The following is a 16,702-nucleotide window of genomic DNA, read 5'->3' on the forward strand; positions in this document are numbered from 1 at the left end:
GTTGAAACTATTTAAGATGCATAATGAACTCAGATAACGATGAACCTAGACAATACCGAGATAAGAATGTTGCTAAGTGCTCTCCAAAAAGCCAGACAATGATAACCATCAGCCGCAAGGCTTTGTCCTGCAAGGCCCTCAAATGACCTACTCCAGAACATCTAGCAAAAACGGCGTGAATGTGGATCTATTTTTTATTCCACTGAGCGATATTTCATTGCCGCAAACATCACTCGCTCAGTCTTGGTTAAGTGATGATGAACTCGCTAAGGTCGCGCGTTATCGCGATCCCAAGGCGCAAATGAAGGGATTACAGGTCAGGGCTGCGTTGCGGGCCGTGTTATCTCGCTATGCGGATTTATCGCCACACGAGTGGTGTTTTGAATATGGCGCTAAGGGTAAGCCGAGTTTAACGGCAAAATTGCAACAGCAAACGGGGCTTGAGTTTAACCTAAGCCATAGCGGCGATTGGTTATTGATTGGTGTGACTCAGTTTCATGGTGTTGAGTCTGGTTTATTTGGGGTCGATATTGAAAGATCGCGGCCGAAGACGGATATCTATCCAATCCTAAATCATTATTTTTCCGCCCAAGAAACTGCGGCTTTGTTGACCCTTGTCGATGAAGCGAGTCAGCGGCAGCGCTTTTTCGATTTATGGGCGTTAAAGGAATCCTATATTAAGGCGACTGGCCTAGGTTTAGCGCAGTCGCTTAAATCCTTCGGCTTTCATCTTAAGCCATTCGAGCAATTGGTGGCCGGATCGGTTGAGCTTAGATACCAAGATGCAGCGTTGATGCCGTTCTGTGGTGTAGCGCCTTTGCTGAGTGTCTATCCTAATATTCCGCTGCAAACCATTGATGCAAGTTCATTGTATTGGCAAACCTATTTTGGGCGTTTGACCGAGGAATACCGTTTTGCCGTGAGTTTAGGGCATGCTGGTAACACCGAGATTTCCATAATGCTAACGGCGCAACTGAGCAACATAGAAGCCTTACTTGCCGATTATGGTTAACTGGTCTTATTCATCTTCGGTTAAACATTGCTGGGTATAGTCACACCCATAATATTTTGAATTTGAATGAAATAAATGAGGTTTAACAATGAAACGGATTAAGTGCCTAATACCTGCCACTATGATGGTGTTGCTATCTGGTTGTGGTTATTTTGGTGGCGATGAAAAGCAGCAATTGGAGCAGGCTTGGTTAGCCCAAGATCCACAGTTGCAGCAAGTGGTTGAGCAAATTCGTGCCAATGGCTTAGATGTTGTGGCTCAAAGCGCGGCAGCAGGCACAGTTTCGGCCTGTGTGGCTGAAAAACTCAGCCAAGATCCGCTGGGTAAGTTAGTCAATGTTGAAGGCTCGCTGGTGGAGTCTGCTAAAGTGGCAGAGCTGCTGGGGGACTTACAGAAAGTAATGGAGCAAGACATCAGTTTTGATCAGGTCGCGAGCTTGCTACAAAAGGGCGCCGATGCGGCGGCCTATGCTAAAAGTCTTATCGAGCAACAAGGTTTAGATCAAGCCTTACAAAGCCTTAAGCAAATGGTGACCGCGAGTGAGCAATTTGCCCAGCAAGACTTAGGCGCGCATTTTCAGCAGTTATTGCTTGAGTGCAAAACTTCAGTCCCAACGCCAGAGTCAGCGAATTAATTCTCTTACTTTAATCTGGCCTTTAAGGAGTGCGCGAGAGAGGACATGTCGTGAAAATGGCTATCCGTACTTCACTCTTTTGCTTACAGAACTCGACTCGCCAAGTGTCAGAATGGTTAGTGCTAGTGTAATTTTTCCATAAAACGCCCTGAAGATTCAGGGCGTTGATTTGGTTATTTCGCGCTTGGTAGTGGGACGATTTCAAAGCTTTCATCGAACTTTACTAAGGTCGACGCTATCTTACCGAAGGCATCTTTATCACCCTCTAACTTGGCAGTACCCTTAGCCAGTAACTCTTTAAGTGTGACTTTTCCGAGTAAAATCCCCGTAATATAGCGTTTATCAATATAAAGATTGGCATCGGCCTCCATCGGTTTATCAACCTTAATATTGCTTAAATTACCGTTACTTAGTTCAACATAGAGCGTTTCTTGGGTGTCGGGGTTAATCACATTAAGCCTGATTAGCCCAAGTTCAGCTGCTTTGAGGCTATCGACTTTTACGGCGAGGAAGTCAAATAGGGTCGATATGTCCATTTCTCCTAAAATATCTGCAGAGGCCGATTTAGGCGCGCCGGGTTGAATGCCTACGCGTAACTCTTGGGCGCCAGTGAGGTAAATGTTGCGCCAGCCAGCACCTTCGGCTTGATAACCCAGTTGCTCATAGGTATCGGCAAGTAATTGTCTTGCCTCTTTGTTATTAGGTTCTGCCATCACGACTTTATTGAGTGCGGTGGCCACAAAACGGTACTCGCCTTGGGCATAGTCGGCTTTGGCGTGTTTCACTACGGCTTTGGCACCGCCCATATACTCCACAAATTTCGTCGCTTCATCTTTTGTCGGTAGTGGGTTTAAGTTGGCGGGATTCATATCGAAATAGCCAAGGTACATGTTGTACACGGCTTTGGCATTATGGCTGTAGGTGCCATGGTAACCATTGGTGTACCAAGTATCGCGCACAGCCTTAGGGATAGTGGTTTGAATCGCATCACCAATATCTTGAATACCCACGCCATTATTGGCTAAACGCAGGGTTTGATTATGCACTAGGCCATAGTTATCCCTTTGCATTCTTAAGTATTGGTTTATATCAGTATTGCCAAATACGGGGGCTGAGTGGGCAGTGAATATAACCTGTGCATCATTACCAAAATGAGTCAGTAATTCGTTGATATCCTTAGACCATTTTATCGCATCTCGAACTTTTGCCCCGCGTAAGGTATAAATGTTGTGCATGCCGTGGTAGGTGAGCTCAGCGGTCCACAATGCTTTCATTGAGGGAATATAGGTGGCCATTTCCGAGGCGGCTTCTGTGCCTGATGCATCCATAAACACCATGTCGATGCCATCAATGGTGAGTGTTTCCCACTTATCTTTGGCATTTAAGGTGACATCGGGTTTAACGTAGGTCACTTCGCCTTTGGATAATCCCTTAGCAAGTGCGGCATCGACAATGCCTTGATCGTTTCGCTCTAATGTTGCGCCGTATTGATAGGCGGCGCGGCGGCTCATGGCATTACCGGCAAGCACATTTTCGTCGACAATTTCTTTGGTGATGTTATTGGAACCATAGACTTTGACGTTTGGGAACATATCTTTGATGGCGCGGGAGCCGCCAAAATGATCTCCATGACTGTGGGAATAAATCATCGCGACTACGGGTAAGTTATTGCCCTCGGGCAAGTGTTTTAGCGCAAACTCGAGGGATAATTTTGCTGCTTCTTTGGTCAGCAGCACGTCATAAAGGATCCAACCCGTTTTACCGCGGATAAGGGTTAAGTTCGATAAGTCTGTGCCACGCACTTGATAAATGCCATCTGTGACCTTGTATAAGCCGTTAGACACCATATTCAATTGAGCTTGGCGATAAAGTGAAGGGTTTACTGTGTCTGGAGTTTTGTCGCCAATAAAGCTGAAATCGGCACGTAAAATGGCTGCTGTTGGTTCATCGAGTTCAGCAATAAGATTTTTAGAAAACTCTTCAAAGGCTTTTTTGTCAGCAAAATTAAGGCTTGCTGCTGAGGTTTTATTTACCGCAATGGTTTGCTCGGTGGCAGGCTTTCCCTGATAGTGCAGGCTGATATGTTCATGCTCGTGTTCAGCGGCCACGGCGCTTAAAGAGAAGCTTGCGATAATACTCATTGTCATCAAAGATTTTTGCATTATTTTACCTACCGAAAAGTGGGATAGTGTCGTTGATGGTTTGAGTATAGCCAGCTTGTGTATTTAGATAACTCGAGTTAGCTTGGGTTGTAATATTCATATAGTGAATGAGTGCACTCCCTTATGCCGACACGAAAGCCATTAGATTTAAATTTATTACGCGTGTTTATGGTGGTTTACCGTACTCGTTCATTCACCCAAGCGGCACAGGAGTTAGATTTAACTCAGTCTTCCGTGAGTAATGCGATAAGCCGGTTTAGGGCTTGGGTCGGGGAGTCGCTGTTTAATCGGGTTGGACGGGGAATTGAGCCTACATCGGTGGCAAGGGAGATGTACCGTAAATTTGAGCAGCCCATGGCGGATATTGAAACCGTATTACTGGGGTTTGAGCATTTTGATCCCAACACGAGCCAGCGGCGCTTTTATGTATATGCTAATGAGTCGGTTATCGAAGCGCTGCAATCAGGCGTGCAGGCTTTGTTACAGACTGCTGATATTGAAGTGATTTTCCGCGAGTCGCCGCCGCAGGAGGATGAGCTATATCGCGATATTTTGCTTGAGCGGGTAGCCGTTGCCATAGACATTAAGCCCGCGCAGCAAAGTTTGCTCTCGAGCAAATTGCTCTTTACCGAAAATTTAGTTTGTATCGCCAGTCGGCAGCATCCTCGTATTCAAGGTGCTATCACCCATGGGCAGTATTTTGAGGAGAAACACGTCTTTTTAAATATGCGGCGTTTTAATTTGACTGCAGGGGATTTGTTTACCGAAGGCGTGTTACCAAGGCGCAAAATGTACAGTGAGCAATCATCTTTATTGAGTATGTTTGCAACTGTTGGCAAAAGTGAGGCGATAGGCATAGCGCCTTTGCGGTACGCCAGTCAGTACGCTGAGATGTTCGGCTTACAGATTTTATCTATGCCCCTGAAAACTCGGCCAATTGATTTGTATATGGTGTGGAGCAGTAAATATACCCAAAACCCGAGCCATCAATGGTTACGGCGTTTATTGCTCAATGCGAGTGCAAACACTGTGAATAAAAAAGCTCTGAATCTAGCGAGCAGCTAGGGCTAGCGATTCAGAGCTTTGTTGCAGTTTTTAAACCTTATTTTCTATCTCAGATTGTTAATCTAATAGCCTAAGAAGGTCATTACTGTCTTGCGAGTCTGTGGCTTTCACCAGGTTGCTCGAAGTCACTGCGATAAGGGTTGATATCTAAACCACCGCGACGCGTGTAGCGGGCGTAAACTGTCAATTTAGTGCAATGGCAAAAACGTTTTAAATCGACGAAAATTCGCTCGACACATTGCTCGTGGAATTCGTTATGTTGGCGGAAAGAAATCAAATAGCGCAGCAGTTTCTCGCGATCGATTTTAGGGCCTTGATAACGGATCATCACGCTGCCCCAATCGGGTTGCGAAGTGATCAAACAGTTGGATTTCAGCAGGTTTGAATTAAGCGTTTCCGCGACCGTTTGCTTATCGTCTGTACTGTTAACTAAGTAATCAGGATTAAAACTATAATCGCTGACTTCAATATCGAGATCGTCAATACAAGTGCCTGGTAACTCAATAATACGCTGAATACCAAAGCTTTTTGGCTCGATAATCTTAACGCTAACATCACCTTGAGCACACTGACTTAAGTCTTGCACTAAGGTTTTTTGCAGTGAATCTAGGCTATCAAACTTGGTTTGATTAAAGCTATTGAGATACAGTTTGAACGATTTCGACTCAATCAGATTCAGGCTTTCATAGCTTAAATGAAATTCAGCTATGGCCACCATAGGCTTACCTTTGGCATTTAACCAAGACAGCTCATAACCCGTCCAGATATCGGCACCATGAAACGGTAACGTCCCAGTGAGTGCAATAGCATTACGGTTTAGTGAGCGTGGAACCCCTTGCAGCAGCGACGCATCATACTCGGCTTGGTAGTCGGTGGCTTTACCTAAAGTCAGGCCAACAAGCGCTTGCGCATCACTATAGGGATCGTGATTCTGTGTCATCAATACTGTTTCCATGTCAAAATAGGCGCACATTATACCTGAAATTGGATTGTGCTTAAGTGTCTTGTCTGCCCGCACTCGATAAATTTTTGCAAAACTATCATCAAGCTTACTTAACGAGTTTAGGTGAACTACCGCGTTATTACCCACAGGGTGAGCCTTCTGTGTGTATTCAGGGCGAATTTCAACCGGATCTTGAACAGGCTGTTTCTTGGCAGCCAGTGAAACGCAAAGTTGAAGGCTGTTTCGCCAATGTAGAGCATGCACTGGAGTTAACTTTATGGCCAGAGATCAATGATTTTTACGGTCATTATTTCTCCGCCCCAGTATTATTTGACTCTAAGTGGGGCACAGGGGAGTTACTGCAAGTCTGGAATGATGACGATTTTAACTGCCTGCAACAAAACTTGATTGGTCATCTGATGATGAAGAAAAAACTGAAGCAGTCACCGACTTGGTTTATCGGTCTGTTAGATGAGGGAGATAAAATGCTCACCATCAATAACAGTGATGGTAGCGTATGGATTGAAATCCCTGGTGAAGTGCAATCTGAGCAATTGTCCTCGAGTTTGACTGCGTTTATTGAAGCATTATCGCCACGGATAGCACCACCCGTTAAACATGAAGAACTACCTATGCCCGCATTAGAACATCCTGGTATTTTCGCCAGTTTTAAACGTATGTGGCAAAACCTTTTCGGTAAACGTTAACTTCTGTGAGCGACATTTTTATTATTAACCTAGGTATTAACTCAACCTAAGCGTGGCTTATTTTAGGTTGAGTTTTGCAAGGGGATAAACAGATGTTATTGATGATCCCAAGACAGATTCGACACTATGCGGCAAGGCTCGCAGCGAAAATGGAACATATCCAATAAAGGTTCATCGAGTTTCCAATCATGACTGCCACAACATGGGCAAGGTCGTGTTTTTTCTGAGGCCAAATCTTGGCCGCCAACGCGATATAAGTAGTAATAGGTCGGGATCTGAGTGAGATATTCGATACGACCGCGCAAATCCCAACCTCTGCGAAATAAATCACTGTCAGGACTCGATAATTCCTCTAGCGCGGCAAATTCTGCCTTAGTGGCCGCCGCCATTTGCAGCTCGTCGCAGGCTTGCCATTCGCTCTGCCAACGGATAATACGTTTATGATCGCCATTAAAGGTTGCGGGTATACGGTACAGGGGAATGGGCAATAAATTGTCGCCGCTGCGTAGGGGCGAGCACATATGCACAAAACTGGTGTATAGCAGTTGCCAGCTGGGTGTTTCGGTATTACTTACTTCAGAATTGATATCCTGACCAATAAACTTTTCCCGCGGCGCGAGTAGTTTAGCGTCGGTTAATTCTACTAAGGCTTTTTTGACCCAAGGGCTGTGATATTTGTGCGCTAAACTGCTTTTCTCTGGCATCAATAAACGCACTCTAAACTCACCGTCATTAAAGGCGACCGCAAATTCTCGTCCTAAGATTTGGCCATTAGCTCGATAGGCTTCAAGGAGCTGATTAATGGCCTTCTCGGCGGCAGATATCGTGGTGTCGGCGAAGCATTCGAAGCGCAGTTCAGTGACAAACATTAAGCTGTTTTTCCTTGGATTTCTAATAAGTTGATGCGTTGTTTAAGTTCAAGCAGTTCGTTTTTTAATTGCATTATTTCTGTTTTTTGCTGCTCAGCATGACGTTCAAAATACGCCTGTTGCATCTGCATGCGCTCGGCGAGCACAGCAAGGGTTAAGGTATCGTTAGTTGCGGGAACGTCAGTTGTAGGGCTGATAGTTTGCAACTCAGCTAAACGCTCGCGATCTGCCTTAGGCATAGATTTAAATTGCTGTAAGCCTTGGATCAATATAGGTAAAGGTAGGCTACTACCTAAACGGGTTTTAATTAAGGCAAGGCTCGGTACTTTACCGCAGGCTTCGAGCGAACGTGCGGCCGCTAATACTTGGTCAAGGGGACTCATAATTAGCAAAATTCCTTAATTTGTTGAATTGTTTAAACCAATTTTAAAATAATAATTAATTTTTTCATTTAAAAACAGTGTGTTGTCTTGTGGCATTTATTTTGCTTATTGTCCAGCCGAAATACCATTTTTTAAGCTTCAATAATAATTACACAGGATGTCATATGATGAACCATAAATTGAATAACAAACTTATCGCCATCACTTTTTTAGGGCTCGCAAGCTTAGGTCTTAGCGGCTGCGTGGTCAATGTCGGTGATGGAGAATCGGGCTGGGATAGCAGCGAATCTTGGGAGAAAGTGCAGGATAAAAATCGCACTAACTTAACCAAACTGAGCTTAGGTATGCCTAAAGACCAAGTGATGATCTTAATGGGCACCGCTGATTTTAGTGAAGCCTATATTCAACAAAGTGCTCAACAAGGTGAAGCCAATAAAGAAGTCTTAGTGTTGTTTTATCGTACCCAGCGTAATAATGGCGATGGAAAAACCACTAAGGATGAATGCACGCCTATCGTGCTGAGCAACAATGCCTTAGTGGGTTGGGGCGAAACGGCTTACGGTAAAATCTGAACCAACGAGTCTTATCGTTTACGTAGCTGAGTGTCTAATTGCTCAATGGGCTCAGTCCAGAGGGCATCGGCTTCTAAACCTTCAATGATAAAGCTCTTTTGGGCAGGGGTCCAAAAGGGCGCTTGGCTTAAATGGATGTGATGGTCGATATCATGGGTTGCAATAAACTGCGCTATGGCCTCGTCGCTACTGTCTAAACCGAGTTGCTCAAACAAGTGGCTTAAGTCTACTGGAGTTGTGTCCATCATTATTTCCTTTTCAGTATAGTGCCTTCGTTTAGAGTAAGCGCCTGATTGAAAAATGCAATCTATGATTAAAATTTGCACTTTTTAGTTTCCTTGGTAGATTAACAGTTACGCATAAAAAAGTGTGAGCTAAGTCAAGGAATGCTAACGATGGACAATGAAATTCTGGAGGACTGCCGCGCAGTCTATTTGACCGCGGAAGACTTACGCATTGCCGCTTCTATTCTCTATAACGCTTACCATGATGATCCTTTTTTTGTTGATTCACTCTTTACTTCAGACAAAGCCGCTTATGAGCAAAAATTGCGCGCCGCAATCAGGGAAGAACTCAATACGTTATGGCAACAAAAACAAGCCCTCATTGGTTTATTCGACCATGAAAGACTCTTTGGGTTAGCCTGTGTAGTTACTCAAGAAGTGCCTTTAGGGGAAGGGCGTTATTGGCATTGGCGCTTAAAGATGTTGTTAGGTACAGGTTGGCAATCGACTCAAGCACTAATGAACAAAGAGTCCAGTATTATTGAACTTTTACCTAGTAAGCACTGCGGTATTTTGCAGTTTATTGCTCTTGCACCAAATGAACAGCACAAAGGACTTGGACATAAGTTAGTGCAAGCTGTGGTGAGTTGGTGTGATGAGCAGCCTGATTTGGATGGCATTGGTGTGTTTGTCGCTCAGGAGAACCACTTGCAACTGTTTACGCAGCATGACTTTGTATCCATAGGCGAGCTGAGTATCGGCAGTGTCCATGGCCAGCTTTTATTCTATTCGGTTCAACAAGATGACTAACTCTTATAAACGTTTCGCCGATTTTTATCCTTTCTATTTATCCCAACACCAGCACCCGACTTGCCGGCAATTACACTTTGTTGGCAGTTGTTTAGTTCTGCTGCTGATTGGCATTGCCTTGGTTTCAGAAGCATGGTGGCTATGTTGGTTTATTCCGGTCGTTGGCTACGGTTTTGCGTGGGTAGGACACTTCGTATTCGAGAAGAATCGACCCGCGACATTTCAGTATCCCTTTTACAGTTTGATGGCTGATTGGGTAATGTTTGCTCAGATGATCAGCGGCTTTTTTAAGCGTTAAAAAAGCCGTCCGAGTGAGATGCCCATGCCCGTGTGAGAGATCGCTTACAAACGCTGTAGGACATAATGTTTTCTTTTTGATTGTTTTTTGTTCTCTTGTGTTTAATTTTAAATAGAATCATTTACTTATGTTTGTTTAGTTTATGTTTTACCGTAATTTCTTTTGTAGTCCGTTCTTTGAGCCGAACAAAAACGTTAGGGTTAACGTAGAATTCACTCATGGCCAAAGCAAATGGATAGCAAGGAAAGCGAAACAGGCCAAAGGGACGCAAGAAGCAACGAATTAAGATTTCAAGGTTGAAATCGCTGACGGTAGGAAAACTCGCCTCGGATAGGCTAAGGAAAAGCAGGATTGCTTTTCAAGGATGATTAGAGACAGTGAGTCGTATCGTCAGGATGATGGATTTCAGGAAGAATACAGGACACGCTTAAGGATTAAGCATGAACTCGAGACAGGATGTGTCGAGGCAAGGATAAAGTATAAGGGTGAACAGCTTGTACTACTCTATGGAAGACAAATTTTTGCAGGATGCAATAGGAAAAAAGTCATAGGAAGTGACAGGCTCTGTAAAATGGATTTACAGGTCAAAGGACTGAGTGTTATCTCACGCAAGTTTGATACACAGGGACGAAAAGGGATTACAGGGACGACGCAGGACGCAAGCAGACGCATGGATGGTGCAGGGAGCACAAATCGAGCAGGACGGCTTACAAAGGATAAATGGGGCGCACTTTAGTTGCGCCCTTTTCTTTGGTTCATTTTCAGTATTAATCTCGCTTTGCCAAGCTATAACGTTATTCACATTGACTTTATCTTAACTCTGCTTAAAGACTTATCACCGTAAAGCATGTTCACCAGTCTTACTTCTCTTATTGCCCAATGATTTACTCTCTGTGTTGACTGTGTTGACTGTGTTGACTGTGTTGACTGTGTTGACTGTGTTGACTGTGTTGACTGTGTTGACTGTGTTGACTGTGTTGACTGTGTTCTGGTCATGCGCCGAATGCTTGTCGAATTTTGAGCGATAGCGGTTTATGCATAAGTCCTTCAGGGGAGAACATCTAGCGCTTTGCTTACTTTTGATTCGAATTGCCATCCTCCGTGTAAGAGATCTCTCACAAGTATGTAAGTAATTTGTAAGTCAAAAGGGTGGTTACGTCTTGTGGCTGGTTATTGTTTTTACTTATATCAGTAAGTTAGTCTATTTTTTGTCAGTTTAACTCACCATCTTCGTTAACATTTTAAATAATCCACAATGAGTACTTTCGTTGGTTGGCGTAGAATTCATCTTGTAGAAGGAATTGCGGGCAACAGGATGTTGGCGATCAGGATGATCGAACAGTGACTAAGGAATGTGGCTTAAGGAATGATAGGGATATAGGCCTTTCAGGATGAAAGAGAGCCAATACCAAGGAAGGGAGTCTATCAAGGATTGATAGACTCATTGCATAGGATGGCAATGGCACAGGGAGTGCAATTGAAATTGAATGGATGCAATACCCGTTTCATGGATGATGATGGAACCGCTCAGGAAAGAGCAAGCTTGGAACTGGATGACCAAGAGATAGGGAAGTACATGAGTACAAGGACCTCAAGGATTGAGCAGGGATGAAGCAGGACGCAGATTGACGCATGGATGGTGCAGGGAGCACAAAAATAGCGGGATAGCTTAACAGAGAATAGGAGGGCGTGGCTTTAGGGCCGCGCCCTTTCTTTTTTAACTTTTACAGTGAGTTATTTTTTAGCCGTATTTACGATAAAAAAGAATGATGTCTTGCTCTCTATGTTGGCTCACATTTTATTTGAGCCAACATTGTCGATAAAAGCTTAATGGCATTTGCCTGAGTTGCAACCACTTTGCGTACCACACCCGCCAAACTTACCCTGTGACGTTGGGGCTTCATGCCATTCAGGCTCAGGGAAGATAGGCCATTCAATCTTTTGAATTTTCTTGCCTTGCATCCAAATATGGCCACGGTATTGGTTAATGCCGTCGGTGCTGAATTCAAATAAATATTTCGCCTTCCAGCAGATCCCCGTCGTGCCGCCAATACTAGGGCGGGCAGTTTCCATGGCAATGGCTAACAGTTGCACTTTTTGTCGCCAACATTCTTTTTCGGCAAAAATACGGCTCAACTCTGCCATTTGGCGTAGTTGCCAAAAGAATGCGGCAATCACGACGAGGCCAATAATTAACAGTAAATCTGACATCATTTGCTAGCTGCCTTAAACAAACCACCTATGGCTTGTGATAGTTGAACACTTCGATTGGGATTTCTTAATTCGCCTAGTAGTTGATTGCGCAAACTAGGAATAGCCACAATATCAGCAAAGACCTGATTAAAAAAGGCTTGGGGCTGCAGTGCTAAAGCTTCTAAGTAAAGACTGCGACTTGAATCTTGTTTTAATACCGACCAGTTACGTCCGGCAATGCTGATGAGGGCATTGGTATCTAAAGAGGATTGGCCGTGTAGATGCGCAAACGCTTTTTGGCTGTGTTTGGCGCTAGAAGCCAAAGCGCGAAGGAAATAGGCTTGGTGTTCTGGCGCTGCGTCTTGAAGTTTCGCGAGAATCTTATCGGCGAGAGTGTCGCTAATCAGTAAGTGTTCAAGACATTGGCATAGGGCGATTTGCACTTCAATGGCGGCCGTATCAAAACTCGATACCAAGTGCTGCTCATGATCAAATTCTTTTGCGCGTACACACACATCAGCTATGCCTTGCATTCCAATATGTTGCCATTGTGATGGGGCAATTTGGCCTGACAGATATTGCACGGCAAACTCGTATTGTGATGAAGCGCGTTGGCCAAGTTGTTTACGAACGAGTGCGTTAAATACGGCCAGTTTTTCCTGGCTTGGCTTGAAATTAAACGGATTATTCGCGAGTCGTTCTTGCTGCTCATCACTGAGTGGCTGAGTGGGATCTTGCCCTAATGCCGCTAATATCATTTCGATAAATTGTGAGCGAGGCGCGGGCGACAGTAATCCTTGCTCATCTAACGCCAGCTTTAGAAACCAAATAAAGTGCTGCTGGCTTGCATCCCAAAAGACAATAGCAAATTGTGCATGCCCTTGAATAGGGTAAGGATAAGGCGTAGCGAGAGATTCTATTTGGTGAAACGCGAGCATATCAATATGTTGCACCCTACGGCCAAGATCATACACTTGGAACTGGGTTTTGGCTGTGGTTAAAAACTGGCTTAAAGTTGTAATTTCAGTCATTTGGCTGCCATATCAATCAAAGAGGCTCAATAAATTGGCGCCATTATAGGGGGAAGTGCGTCTGGATGGTATGATTGCGGCACTTTAATCGACCTATTCGGCCAGTGAATTGTGGGGAGTTCTTGAATCACAAAGGGCTAATATGAGAATGGATCTGAAAGCTATGTTATACAGTCAAACCCAAGCTAAATTGGCTCAGATTACCCACGCGCTGCAAGCGGCCGAGTTGTGGTCTGAGCAAGCGCCTTCTGCCGCTGCAATGGCAAGCACAGCACCTTTTGCCTGTGATCTTATGCCCCTTGAGCAGTGGCTGCAGTTTATTTTGCTGCCTAGAATGCAGACTTTAATCGAAACGGGGGCGCCATTGCCGACTCAAATTGCGATTGCCCCTATGGCTGAACATGTTTGGCTGGATATGCCCCCGCGCCAAACTTTAATTAGCCTATTAAATGAATTGGATATGTTGTTAAATGAATCAAGATGATATCTGGCTTGAAACGCCTGAAAATGCAGTGAATGTATCCCAAGAGGATGATTTAGAAGAGCAGGCGCCTGAGATTGAAATTCTTTATGAAGATGAGCACTTAGTGGCAATTCATAAACCCGCAGGCTTATTGGTCCACCGCAGTTATTTAGCGCGTCGGGAGCGATTTTTTGCCATGCAGCTGACCCGTGACTTAGTGGGCTGCCATGTGTTTCCTGTACATCGTCTCGACAGGCCGACATCCGGCGTGCTCTTGTTTGCCAAGAGTAGTGAAGTGGCCAATGCTCTGTGTGAGCAATTTGCTTCCCATACGATTGAAAAACAATATTTGGCTTTAGTGCGCGGTAATATGCATGAGAGCGGTATTTTAGATTATGCGCTTAAGGTTGAGTTGGATGAATTAGGCGATAAGAATGCCGATCCCAATAAAGCAGCGCAGGAGGCTGTGACGGCGTATGAGCCACTACTCAATACTGAAATCCCGTATCAGTCAGGCCGATATCCCACTAGCCGGTTCGCACTGGTACGCTTGAGTCCTAAAACGGGGCGTAAGCATCAGCTTAGAAGGCATATGGCACATTTACGTCACCCCATCGTCGGTGATACCACCCATGGCGACGGTAAGCAAAATGCATTTTTTCGTGAGCATTTCAGTATTAATCGCCTGTGGCTTATCGCAAAAAAACTCACCTTTACACATCCAATAACTCAAACTCGGCTCAGCATAGAAACCGAGCTCGAGTCCGAGTGGGAAACCGTGTTTGCCGAGCTAGGTTGGGACGAGGCGACCTTGAGTCAGCAAGCAGAGTTATTCATCGCCCAAGAGGCGTGAACAGCAAGCGGCCAATGCTTGATATGGTGATATCAACTTAGCCGCGTGAATAAAATTAAGTGCATTCACTTTGCTTTGTTATTGAAACTAAAGTCATCGAATTTAAAACGAGGTGGATTGCTTAATCGAGGAGTTGTGGCGTTTGTGCTGTTTGTGGCCGCAGCTCTTGCATCATGACGGCTAAGGTTGAGAATCCAGACGTGAGTGCAAGTGGCGATATGAGATTTTGCTGGGCGGAGTGGAAGTAGTTTTTACGTCGAATATGGGTTGTTTTGTGGTGCTGCTTGAGGTGTTTTTGGCGGGTGGACTGTCGCATTAGATATTTTCTCACGCTCAATGGCTTGATTTATAAAAAATTTGCGCCTTAGCTTGCTCATACGCTGAACAATAAAGTAAGGTCAGCCTAATAAGGTTTGCAACGCGATGTGGAGTGTATCATGAAAAAGGTGAATCTGGTGTTTGGCACTGTATATGGTAGTGCACAATTTGCCGCTGAAACCCTAGAGAAAGAAATGCAAGTTTTAGGTTATGATGTCACATTGTGGCAACCTAATGAGGTTGCAAGCTTTATTCCTCCTCAGGATGAATTGTTAGTGGTGGTGACTTCGACGACCGGACAAGGGGACTTACCCGATGATATTCAGTCTTGGTACCATAATCTTAAACATCTAGCACCCTATTTACCTGAGCTTAGATACAGTGTGATAGCTCTAGGTGATTCAAGTTATGAGACTTTCTGCGGTGCAGGTAAGTCTGTAGATGCACTCTTGAGTGAACTTGGCGCTAAGCCGCTGGTGGAATTACTCGAAATTGATGCCTGTGAAACCATGGAACCTGAGGTTGAAGCGATAAAATGGCTAGAACGCTGGAATCAAGTCGTCAAAACCGAGCTCGTCGCTTAGGTAGTTTCGTCAATCTACAGTGGTTTAAATTTGCCCAGCGCTTAAGCCAAGCGCTGCTTATTCCTATTGCCATTTTACCCGCCGCTGGGGTTATGCTCGGCTTAACCGTTAGTCCAATTCCTTTTATGCCCGAAGAGCTGACAGTGCTGATGCTGGCGGTAGGCAAACTCATTTTCGCCATTATGCCGATGTTATTTGCCGTGGCTGTCGCTATTGGCTTTTGCCGCGATCAAGGCATTGCCGCCTTTTCGGCAGTGTTTGGTTATGGGGTGATGACGGCGACATTAGCCGCACTGGCCGATTTGTATCGACTTCCAACCCAACCTTTATTAGGAATGGATACCTTAGATACTGGAATTGCAGGTGGCATGATGCTTGGTGGTATTACTTGCCTCGCAGTCCGTTGGAGTCAATATATTCGCTTGCCTGCGATTTTCTCTTTCTTCGAGGGACGTCGCAGTGCATCTTTACTTATTATTCCCCTAGCGATGAGCCTAGGTTATGTACTCGCTCATGTGTGGCCACCATTAGCTTTATTGATTGAGCGCGTATCTGACTGGGCGGTTTATCAAAAACCGGCCATCGCCTTTGGCGTTTATGGCGCATTAGAGCGGTTACTTATTCCCCTTGGCTTACATCATATTTGGAATGCGCCTTTTTACTTAGAGGTGGGCCAATATCAGTTATTGGGGCATGAAGTCGTTCGTGGTGAGGTGGCGCGCTATTTAGCGGGCGATCCGCAGGCAGGAAACCTTGCCGGTGGTTATTTGATTAAAATGTGGGGCTTGCCAGCTGCGGCATTGGCAATGTGGCGCTGCGCTGACCCCTCTGAGCGGAATCGCGTGGCGGGCATTATGCTCTCGGCGGGGGCGGCCAGTTGGTTAACTGGAGTGACTGAACCTATCGAATTTGCTTTTATGTTTGTGGCGCCGATTCTATTTATTATTCACGCCTTACTCACTGGGCTCGCTTATTTTGTCTGTATTATGCTGGATATTCACCACAGCATAGTATTCTCCCAAGGGCTGGTGGACTTTACGCTGCTATTTCCATTGTCCCGTAATGCCAGCTGGTTTATTTTCCTCGGGCCTTTAACCGCCATAATATATTACCTGTTGTTTAGGCTGAGTATTTTAGCCTTTAATTTGAAAACTCCCGGTAGGCTTGAGCATAACGACAGTAAAGGACCCAAAGAAAGTTTACGGGCGATTATTGCGGCGCTCGGCGGGCGTGAAAATATCGTTGAACTTAATGCTTGTTTGACACGGTTACGCTTGAGCGTACACAAGCCCGAGTTAGTCAATAAGGTGCGTTTGAGTCAGTTGGGCGCTAAGGGCGTGATCGTTATGGGCAAAGGTGTGCAGGTGGTTTACGGCACTAAGGCCGAAACCCTGCGTAAAGTATTGCAGCGTTACTTAGATACTCGGCGCTAGGATTGTGTTTTTACAAAATTAACTGCTTAATTTTTACATTTTATTGATTCAAGCCTCTGAAATATCATTTTTATTTTCGCATTATAGGGTTTTCATACTGTTCAGCATGATTTGCTATGGCAAACTCGATGTAGGGACAATATAGGAG

The 16,702-nt window shown here is 44.9% G+C and carries 20 protein-coding genes; 12 read left to right on the forward strand and 8 right to left on the reverse strand.

Annotated features, from left to right (window positions below):
- Positions 1-142: 142 nt before the first annotated feature.
- Together L5L77_RS03090 and L5L77_RS03095 are read left to right on the forward strand one after the other, a co-directional pair.
- Positions 143-1,012: a 4'-phosphopantetheinyl transferase family protein gene (locus tag L5L77_RS03090; protein ID WP_317629701.1), complete on the forward strand. Its 870-nt coding sequence runs from the start codon at positions 143-145 to the stop codon at positions 1,010-1,012.
- A gap of 88 nt (positions 1,013-1,100) precedes the next feature.
- Complete coding sequence (locus L5L77_RS03095) at positions 1,101-1,646, forward strand: hypothetical protein (RefSeq protein ID WP_105249737.1); 546 nt, start codon at positions 1,101-1,103, stop codon at positions 1,644-1,646.
- Positions 1,647-1,819: 173 nt separating this feature from the next.
- Here the strand turns inward: L5L77_RS03095 and L5L77_RS03100 are convergent, their stop codons facing one another.
- Positions 1,820-3,808 (reverse strand): alkyl/aryl-sulfatase, encoded by a 1,989-nt coding sequence (locus L5L77_RS03100; RefSeq protein WP_263165799.1) that lies wholly within the window; start codon positions 3,806-3,808, stop codon positions 1,820-1,822.
- Positions 3,809-3,931: 123 nt separating this feature from the next.
- Here L5L77_RS03100 and L5L77_RS03105 point away from each other — a divergent pair, with 123 nt between their 5' ends.
- Positions 3,932-4,873, forward strand: a complete 942-nt coding sequence (locus L5L77_RS03105; protein ID WP_263191377.1) for a LysR family transcriptional regulator — start codon at positions 3,932-3,934, stop codon at positions 4,871-4,873.
- An 82-nt stretch (positions 4,874-4,955) separates the two neighbouring features.
- On the opposite strand, the gene queF is transcribed toward L5L77_RS03105, so the two are convergent.
- The gene (gene queF, locus L5L77_RS03110; RefSeq protein ID WP_105249734.1) at positions 4,956-5,813 is read right to left on the reverse strand and encodes an NADPH-dependent 7-cyano-7-deazaguanine reductase QueF; all 858 of its coding nucleotides are present in this window, start codon (positions 5,811-5,813) and stop codon (positions 4,956-4,958) included.
- 59 nt (positions 5,814-5,872) lie between these two features.
- Between queF and syd the strand changes: the two genes are divergently transcribed.
- A complete protein-coding gene (gene syd / locus L5L77_RS03115) occupies positions 5,873-6,523 on the forward strand; it encodes a SecY-interacting protein (RefSeq protein ID WP_263184691.1) in 651 nt (216 codons plus the stop codon).
- Positions 6,524-6,618: 95 nt separating this feature from the next.
- Here the strand turns inward: syd and L5L77_RS03120 are convergent, their stop codons facing one another.
- The gene (locus L5L77_RS03120) at positions 6,619-7,392 is read right to left on the reverse strand and encodes a Zn-ribbon-containing protein (RefSeq protein ID WP_263191378.1); all 774 of its coding nucleotides are present in this window, start codon (positions 7,390-7,392) and stop codon (positions 6,619-6,621) included.
- Positions 7,392-7,775, reverse strand: a complete 384-nt coding sequence (locus L5L77_RS03125) for a hypothetical protein (protein ID WP_113938966.1) — start codon at positions 7,773-7,775, stop codon at positions 7,392-7,394. Before L5L77_RS03125 ends, L5L77_RS03120 begins: the two co-directional genes overlap by 1 nt.
- Before the next feature lie 164 nt (positions 7,776-7,939).
- On the opposite strand from L5L77_RS03125, the gene L5L77_RS03130 reads away from it, so the two are divergent.
- Positions 7,940-8,347 carry a DUF3192 domain-containing protein gene (locus tag L5L77_RS03130; RefSeq protein ID WP_028760621.1) on the forward strand — a complete coding sequence of 136 codons (408 nt, stop codon included), beginning with the start codon at positions 7,940-7,942 and terminating at the stop codon, positions 8,345-8,347.
- A gap of 11 nt (positions 8,348-8,358) precedes the next feature.
- On the opposite strand, the gene L5L77_RS03135 is transcribed toward L5L77_RS03130, so the two are convergent.
- Positions 8,359-8,592, reverse strand: coding sequence for a DUF2789 domain-containing protein (locus L5L77_RS03135; protein ID WP_028760620.1), 234 nt, complete (start codon positions 8,590-8,592; stop codon positions 8,359-8,361).
- 150 nt (positions 8,593-8,742) lie between these two features.
- Here L5L77_RS03135 and L5L77_RS03140 point away from each other — a divergent pair, with 150 nt between their 5' ends.
- The 3 genes from L5L77_RS03140 (at position 8,743) to L5L77_RS03150 (ending at position 10,707) form a co-directional block, all read left to right on the forward strand.
- The gene (locus tag L5L77_RS03140) at positions 8,743-9,381 is read left to right on the forward strand and encodes a GNAT family N-acetyltransferase (RefSeq protein ID WP_263160672.1); all 639 of its coding nucleotides are present in this window, start codon (positions 8,743-8,745) and stop codon (positions 9,379-9,381) included.
- Complete coding sequence (locus tag L5L77_RS03145; protein ID WP_263184686.1) at positions 9,374-9,679, forward strand: DUF962 domain-containing protein; 306 nt, start codon at positions 9,374-9,376, stop codon at positions 9,677-9,679. The genes L5L77_RS03140 and L5L77_RS03145 overlap by 8 nt, the downstream gene beginning before the upstream one ends.
- Before the next feature lie 893 nt (positions 9,680-10,572).
- Complete coding sequence (locus tag L5L77_RS03150) at positions 10,573-10,707, forward strand: hypothetical protein (protein WP_263222028.1); 135 nt, start codon at positions 10,573-10,575, stop codon at positions 10,705-10,707.
- A gap of 799 nt (positions 10,708-11,506) precedes the next feature.
- On the opposite strand, the gene L5L77_RS03155 is transcribed toward L5L77_RS03150, so the two are convergent.
- Both L5L77_RS03155 and L5L77_RS03160 read right to left on the reverse strand, forming a co-directional pair.
- Complete coding sequence (locus L5L77_RS03155; protein WP_105249728.1) at positions 11,507-11,893, reverse strand: DUF3301 domain-containing protein; 387 nt, start codon at positions 11,891-11,893, stop codon at positions 11,507-11,509.
- Positions 11,890-12,903 (reverse strand): DUF3549 family protein, encoded by a 1,014-nt coding sequence (locus tag L5L77_RS03160; RefSeq protein ID WP_105249727.1) that lies wholly within the window; start codon positions 12,901-12,903, stop codon positions 11,890-11,892. Before L5L77_RS03160 ends, L5L77_RS03155 begins: the two co-directional genes overlap by 4 nt.
- A 163-nt stretch (positions 12,904-13,066) precedes the next feature.
- Between L5L77_RS03160 and L5L77_RS03165 the strand changes: the two genes are divergently transcribed.
- Together L5L77_RS03165 and truC are read left to right on the forward strand one after the other, a co-directional pair.
- Entirely contained in the window at positions 13,067-13,387 is a 321-nt protein-coding gene (locus L5L77_RS03165; protein WP_028760615.1) for a YqcC family protein, read from the forward strand.
- Entirely contained in the window at positions 13,374-14,219 is an 846-nt protein-coding gene (gene truC / locus L5L77_RS03170) for a tRNA pseudouridine(65) synthase TruC (RefSeq protein ID WP_263222032.1), read from the forward strand. Before L5L77_RS03165 ends, truC begins: the two co-directional genes overlap by 14 nt.
- 121 nt (positions 14,220-14,340) lie before the next feature.
- Here the strand turns inward: truC and L5L77_RS03175 are convergent, their stop codons facing one another.
- Entirely contained in the window at positions 14,341-14,535 is a 195-nt protein-coding gene (locus tag L5L77_RS03175) for a hypothetical protein (protein WP_105249725.1), read from the reverse strand.
- A gap of 121 nt (positions 14,536-14,656) precedes the next feature.
- Between L5L77_RS03175 and L5L77_RS03180 the strand changes: the two genes are divergently transcribed.
- A complete protein-coding gene (locus tag L5L77_RS03180; RefSeq protein WP_113938961.1) occupies positions 14,657-15,121 on the forward strand; it encodes a flavodoxin in 465 nt (154 codons plus the stop codon).
- Entirely contained in the window at positions 15,073-16,554 is a 1,482-nt protein-coding gene (locus tag L5L77_RS03185) for a PTS transporter subunit EIIC (RefSeq protein ID WP_113938960.1), read from the forward strand. The genes L5L77_RS03180 and L5L77_RS03185 overlap by 49 nt, the downstream gene beginning before the upstream one ends.
- Positions 16,555-16,702 lie beyond the last annotated feature (148 nt).

This window comes from Shewanella sp. SM29 (assembly GCF_025654245.1).
Taxonomy (GTDB): domain Bacteria; phylum Pseudomonadota; class Gammaproteobacteria; order Enterobacterales; family Shewanellaceae; genus Shewanella; species Shewanella oncorhynchi.

Bases quoted from the DNA above. Each gene is read 5' to 3' on its own strand.
- truC (WP_263222032.1), top strand. From the start codon at position 13,374: ATGAATCAAGATGATATCTGGCTTGAAACGCCTGAAAATGCAGTGAAT.
- L5L77_RS03185 (WP_113938960.1), top strand. From the start codon at position 15,073: ATGGCTAGAACGCTGGAATCAAGTCGTCAAAACCGAGCTCGTCGCTTA.
- L5L77_RS03100 (WP_263165799.1), bottom strand. From the start codon at position 3,808: ATGCAAAAATCTTTGATGACAATGAGTATTATCGCAAGCTTCTCTTTA.
- queF (WP_105249734.1), bottom strand. From the start codon at position 5,813: ATGACACAGAATCACGATCCCTATAGTGATGCGCAAGCGCTTGTTGGC.
- L5L77_RS03120 (WP_263191378.1), bottom strand. From the start codon at position 7,392: ATGTTTGTCACTGAACTGCGCTTCGAATGCTTCGCCGACACCACGATA.
- L5L77_RS03155 (WP_105249728.1), bottom strand. From the start codon at position 11,893: ATGATGTCAGATTTACTGTTAATTATTGGCCTCGTCGTGATTGCCGCA.
- L5L77_RS03140 (WP_263160672.1), top strand. From the start codon at position 8,743: ATGGACAATGAAATTCTGGAGGACTGCCGCGCAGTCTATTTGACCGCG.
- L5L77_RS03160 (WP_105249727.1), bottom strand. From the start codon at position 12,903: ATGACTGAAATTACAACTTTAAGCCAGTTTTTAACCACAGCCAAAACC.
- L5L77_RS03135 (WP_028760620.1), bottom strand. From the start codon at position 8,592: ATGGACACAACTCCAGTAGACTTAAGCCACTTGTTTGAGCAACTCGGT.
- L5L77_RS03090 (WP_317629701.1), top strand. From the start codon at position 143: ATGACCTACTCCAGAACATCTAGCAAAAACGGCGTGAATGTGGATCTA.
- L5L77_RS03180 (WP_113938961.1), top strand. From the start codon at position 14,657: ATGAAAAAGGTGAATCTGGTGTTTGGCACTGTATATGGTAGTGCACAA.
- L5L77_RS03105 (WP_263191377.1), top strand. From the start codon at position 3,932: ATGCCGACACGAAAGCCATTAGATTTAAATTTATTACGCGTGTTTATG.
- L5L77_RS03165 (WP_028760615.1), top strand. From the start codon at position 13,067: ATGTTATACAGTCAAACCCAAGCTAAATTGGCTCAGATTACCCACGCG.
- L5L77_RS03130 (WP_028760621.1), top strand. From the start codon at position 7,940: ATGATGAACCATAAATTGAATAACAAACTTATCGCCATCACTTTTTTA.
- L5L77_RS03175 (WP_105249725.1), bottom strand. From the start codon at position 14,535: ATGCGACAGTCCACCCGCCAAAAACACCTCAAGCAGCACCACAAAACA.
- L5L77_RS03125 (WP_113938966.1), bottom strand. From the start codon at position 7,775: ATGAGTCCCCTTGACCAAGTATTAGCGGCCGCACGTTCGCTCGAAGCC.
- L5L77_RS03145 (WP_263184686.1), top strand. From the start codon at position 9,374: ATGACTAACTCTTATAAACGTTTCGCCGATTTTTATCCTTTCTATTTA.
- L5L77_RS03095 (WP_105249737.1), top strand. From the start codon at position 1,101: ATGAAACGGATTAAGTGCCTAATACCTGCCACTATGATGGTGTTGCTA.